Here is a 4,484-nt window from a genome sequence, read left to right as displayed (position 1 = left end):
GAATGCCACACCGCTATCGCGAGCAGGCTCGCTCCCACAGGGGATTTGTGTTGTGCATAAGATCTGCAGGTGCTGAATCGCATCAGTTACTTCGGTAACACCCCACGCGTAACAATGCGGTAACACACGCAATTGACTTCCCGAGTTCTCCTCACGACTATAGGCGTCCCGCTGCCGCCAACACGGCGTTAAAGGGCGCAATCCAGGCCTTAAAAGCACGACAACAGACCGTGCGCCTGTATTTAACGAAGAATCACGCGCGTTACTCGCAGTAGTTTCCACAGCGCCTGAATGAGGAACTTTTCATGCCAGCCATCACCCTGACCACTCTGCAAGGTCTCAAGCAAAAAGGTGAAAAAATCACCATGCTGACCTGCTATGACGCGACCTTCGCCCACGCCTGCAATGAAGCCGGCGTCGAAGTGCTGCTGGTGGGCGACTCCCTCGGCATGGTTCTGCAAGGTCACGACAGCACCCTGCCGGTGACCACCGCCGAGATGGCTTACCACGTCGCCGCCGTCAAACGCGGTAACACCGACGCGTTTATCCTCGCCGACCTGCCCTTCATGGCCTACGCCACTATCGAACAAACCATGACCAACAGCGCCCAGTTGATGCAGGCCGGTGCACACATGGTCAAGGTCGAAGGTGCGCTGTGGCTGGCGGATTCGATCCGTCTGCTGGCCGAGCGCGGCATCCCGGTGTGCGCGCACATGGGCCTGACGCCGCAATCGGTGAACATTCTGGGCGGTTACAAAGTCCAGGGCCGTGGCGAGAACCAGGCACGGCAGATGCGCGCCGACGCCATCGCCCTGGAACAGGCCGGTGCCGCCATGCTGCTGCTCGAATGCGTGCCGAGCGAACTGGCTCAGGAAATCACCCAGGCCGTGGGGATTCCGGTGATAGGCATCGGTGCCGGCAGCGGTACCGACGGCCAGGTCCTGGTGCTGCACGACATGCTTGGCCTGTCGATCACTGGCCGAGTGCCAAAGTTCGTGAAGAACTTCATGAACGGCCAAACCAGCATTCACGCGGCCCTGAGCGCTTATGTCACTGAAGTCAAAGCGGCGACTTTCCCTGGTATCGAACACGGATTCTCTGCATGAACACCGTAAAAACCGTACGCGAATTGCGGGCCGCCGTGGCCCGCGCCCGCAGTGAAGGCAAGCGCATCGCCTTCGTACCGACCATGGGCAACCTGCACAGCGGTCATATCGCGCTGATTACCAAGGCCTCCCAGCGGGCGGACTTCGTGGTCGCGAGTATTTTCGTCAACCCGCTGCAATTCGGCGCCGGCGAAGACCTCGACAAGTACCCCCGCACCCTGGCAGCGGATCAGGAACAACTGCTCGAAGCCGGTTGCCACTTGTTGTTCGCGCCCGCCGTAGAAGAAATGTACCCCGACGGCATGACCGGCCAGACCCGCGTCAGCGTTCCACAACTGTCCGAAGGCCTGTGCGGCGCCAGCCGTCCGGGGCATTTCGAAGGCGTGGCGACGGTGGTCAGCAAACTGTTCAACATGGTTCAGCCGGACCTGGCGATCTTTGGCCAGAAAGATTTCCAGCAACTGGCCGTGATTCGCGCGCTGGTGCATGACCTGAACATGCCGATCCAGATCATCGGCGAGCCGACGGTCCGTGCGGCCGATGGGCTGGCATTGTCATCGCGCAACGGCTTTCTCAGTGAAGAACAGCGGGCCGTGGCGCCGGCTGTGTATCGCACGCTGACCTCGATTGCTGATGCCATTAAACAGGGTGAGCGCGATTTTCCGGCGTTGATCGCCGCACAGACCAGGCAGCTTGAAGCTGCAGGTTTGCGTACCGACTACCTGGAAATCCGCCATGCGCTGACCTTGCGCCCGGCGACGGAGGAAGATCGGGACCTGGTGATTCTGGTGGCGGCGTTCCTCGGCACCACGCGGTTGATCGACAACCTGCACCTGAACCTCGACGCCCCCGTCTGAACACCACAACCCCTCTGTAGGAGCGAAGCTTGCTCGCGAAAGCATCGCGTCATTCGACATCTGCATCGACTGACACGGCGCCTTCGCGAGCAAGCTTCGCTCCTACAGGGAGTTGCGTTGCCTCGCCCCTGTATTGCTGCCCACAATCGCTTCGGGCAAACTGCCCGCCGTTCGATTCCGACCTGGGAAAACACTCATGCACGCCATCATGCTCAAGGCCAAGCTGCATCGCGCCGAAGTCACCCACGCAGTACTCGATTACGAAGGTTCTTGCGCCATCGACGGCGAATGGCTGGACTTGTCCGGCATCCGTGAATACGAACAGATCCAGATCTACAACGTCGACAACGGCGAACGCTTCACCACCTACGCCATTCGTGGCGAAGAAGGCTCGCGCATGATCTCGGTCAATGGCGCCGCCGCCCACAAGGCCAAGGTCGGTGACCGTGTGATCATCTGTGCTTACGCTCACTACAGCGAAGCCGAGCTGCTCAACTTCAAGCCGCGCATGCTCTACATGGCACCGGGTAACGAGCTGAGCCACACCAGCAATGCCATTCCGGTTCAGGTCGCCTGACCGAACCTTCTCTTCCGTTTGTCGGACCGTTCCCTGCTTCATGTACAAAAAAGTACCGGGAACGGGTCAGACAAAGTCAAGACAGATCGCAGCGCGAGGTTTACTGTATTCGCCCTGTGCCATGAAATCGTGTCGACGCAGTTGACCGGACGCCCACCCACGGCGCTCCGGGATTTTTAGTGTTCAAAAGGCCGTTCAAGTAAAAAGGAAACCCGCAGCGATGGCGTACTACCGCACTCCTCAAGACGTGACCGCTCTGCCCGCCTGGCAGGCGCTGAATGACCACCGCCAAGCCATGCAGGATTTCAGCATGCGCGAAGCCTTCAATGCCGATCCGCAGCGCTTTACCCAATTCACCCTCAGCAGCTGCGGCCTGTTTCTCGACTACTCGAAGAACCTGATCAACGCCGAGACCCGCAATCTGCTGGTGGGCCTGGCCAATGAAGTCGACCTCAAGGGCGCGATCAAGGCGCTGTTCGAAGGCGAAATCGTCAACTCTTCCGAAGGACGCCCAGCCCTGCACACCGCGCTGCGCCGCCCAGTGGGCGAGAAGCTGTCGGTCAACGGCGTCAACGTGATGCCTGAAGTGCACAAGGTCTTGAACAAGATCACCGACCTCGTGGGCCGTATCCACGACGGTCTGTGGCGCGGTTACACCGAGAAGCCGATCACCGACGTGGTGAACATCGGCATCGGTGGCTCGTTCCTCGGCCCGGAGCTGGTTTCCGAAGCGCTGCTGTCCTACGCCCAGAAAGGCGTGCGCTGCCATTACCTGGCAAACATCGACGGCACCGAGCTTCATGAACTGACCATGAAGCTGCGCGCCGAGACCACGCTGTTTATCGTTTCGTCGAAGTCTTTCAACACCCTCGAAACCCTGAAAAACGCCCAGGCCGCTCGCGCCTGGTACCTGGCTCAGGGTGGTTCGGAAGCCGAGCTGTATCGTCACTTCATCGCGGTCTCGAGCAACAACGCCGCCGCCGTGGCGTTCGGTATCCGCGAAGAAAACATCTTCCCGATGTGGGATTGGGTCGGCGGCCGTTATTCGCTGTGGTCGGCCATCGGTTTGCCGATTGCCCTGGCCATCGGCATGTCCAACTTCAAGGAACTGCTGTCCGGTGCCTACACCATGGACCAGCATTTCCAGAGCGCGCCATTCGAACAGAACATGCCGGTGCTGCTGGCGTTGCTCGGTGTCTGGTACGGCAACTTCTGGGGCGCGCAGAGCCACGCGATCCTGCCGTACGACCACTACCTGCGCAACATCACCAAACACTTGCAACAGCTGGACATGGAATCCAACGGCAAGAGCGTGCGCCAGGACGGCACGCCGGTGTCCACTGATACCGGTCCGGTGATCTGGGGTGGCGTGGGCTGCAACGGTCAGCACGCGTATCACCAGTTGCTGCACCAAGGCACCCAATTGATCCCGGCCGACTTCATTGTGCCGATCGTCAGCTTCAACCCGGTGTCCGATCACCACCAGTGGCTGTACGCCAACTGCCTGTCGCAAAGCCAGGCACTGATGCTCGGCAAGACCCGCGCAGAGGCCGAATCCGAGCTGCGTGACAAAGGCATGGCCGAAGCCGACGTGCAGAAGCTCGCGCCGCACAAGGTGATCCCGGGCAACCGTCCGAGCAACACCCTGGTGGTCGAACGCATCAGCCCGCGTCGTCTCGGCGCACTGGTGGCGATGTACGAACACAAAGTCTTCGTGCAAAGCGTGATCTGGGGCATCAACGCCTTCGACCAGTGGGGCGTGGAGCTGGGCAAAGAGCTGGGCAAAGGCGTCTACAACCGTCTGGTCGGCAGCGAAGAAACCCCGGCTGACGATGCTTCCACCCAAGGGCTGATCAACTATTTCCGCGGTCGTCACCGCGGTTAATCTGACGCCACTCCTACAGACGGTACTAACCTTGTAGGAGCCGGCTTGCTGGCGATAGC

4 protein-coding genes are annotated in these 4,484 nt (G+C 60.2%); all 4 read left to right on the top strand.

Annotation, left to right across the window (positions count from 1 at the left end; translation table 11 throughout):
- Positions 1-305: 305 nt before the first annotated feature.
- The 4 genes from panB to pgi all read left to right on the top strand — a co-directional run bounded on the left by panB (position 306) and on the right by pgi (position 4,425).
- A complete protein-coding gene (gene panB / locus KGA97_RS29040) occupies positions 306-1,106 on the top strand; it encodes a 3-methyl-2-oxobutanoate hydroxymethyltransferase (protein WP_008036377.1) in 801 nt (266 codons plus the stop codon).
- Positions 1,103-1,963 carry a pantoate--beta-alanine ligase gene (gene panC / locus KGA97_RS29035; protein WP_223481961.1) on the top strand — a complete coding sequence of 287 codons (861 nt, stop codon included), beginning with the start codon at positions 1,103-1,105 and terminating at the stop codon, positions 1,961-1,963. The genes panB and panC overlap by 4 nt, the downstream gene beginning before the upstream one ends.
- A gap of 196 nt (positions 1,964-2,159) precedes the next feature.
- A complete protein-coding gene (panD, locus tag KGA97_RS29030) occupies positions 2,160-2,540 on the top strand; it encodes an aspartate 1-decarboxylase (RefSeq protein WP_003228271.1) in 381 nt (126 codons plus the stop codon).
- A 220-nt stretch (positions 2,541-2,760) separates the two neighbouring features.
- Positions 2,761-4,425: a glucose-6-phosphate isomerase gene (gene pgi / locus KGA97_RS29025; RefSeq protein WP_008033191.1), complete on the top strand. Its 1,665-nt coding sequence runs from the start codon at positions 2,761-2,763 to the stop codon at positions 4,423-4,425.
- Positions 4,426-4,484: the final 59 nt, after the last annotated feature.

It is taken from the genome of Pseudomonas sp. BF-B-15 (assembly GCF_019946675.1).
Lineage (GTDB): Bacteria > Pseudomonadota > Gammaproteobacteria > Pseudomonadales > Pseudomonadaceae > Aquipseudomonas > Aquipseudomonas migulae.
Note: the sequence above shows the minus strand (reverse complement) of the source record. Positions and strands in the feature narration are given on the sequence as shown.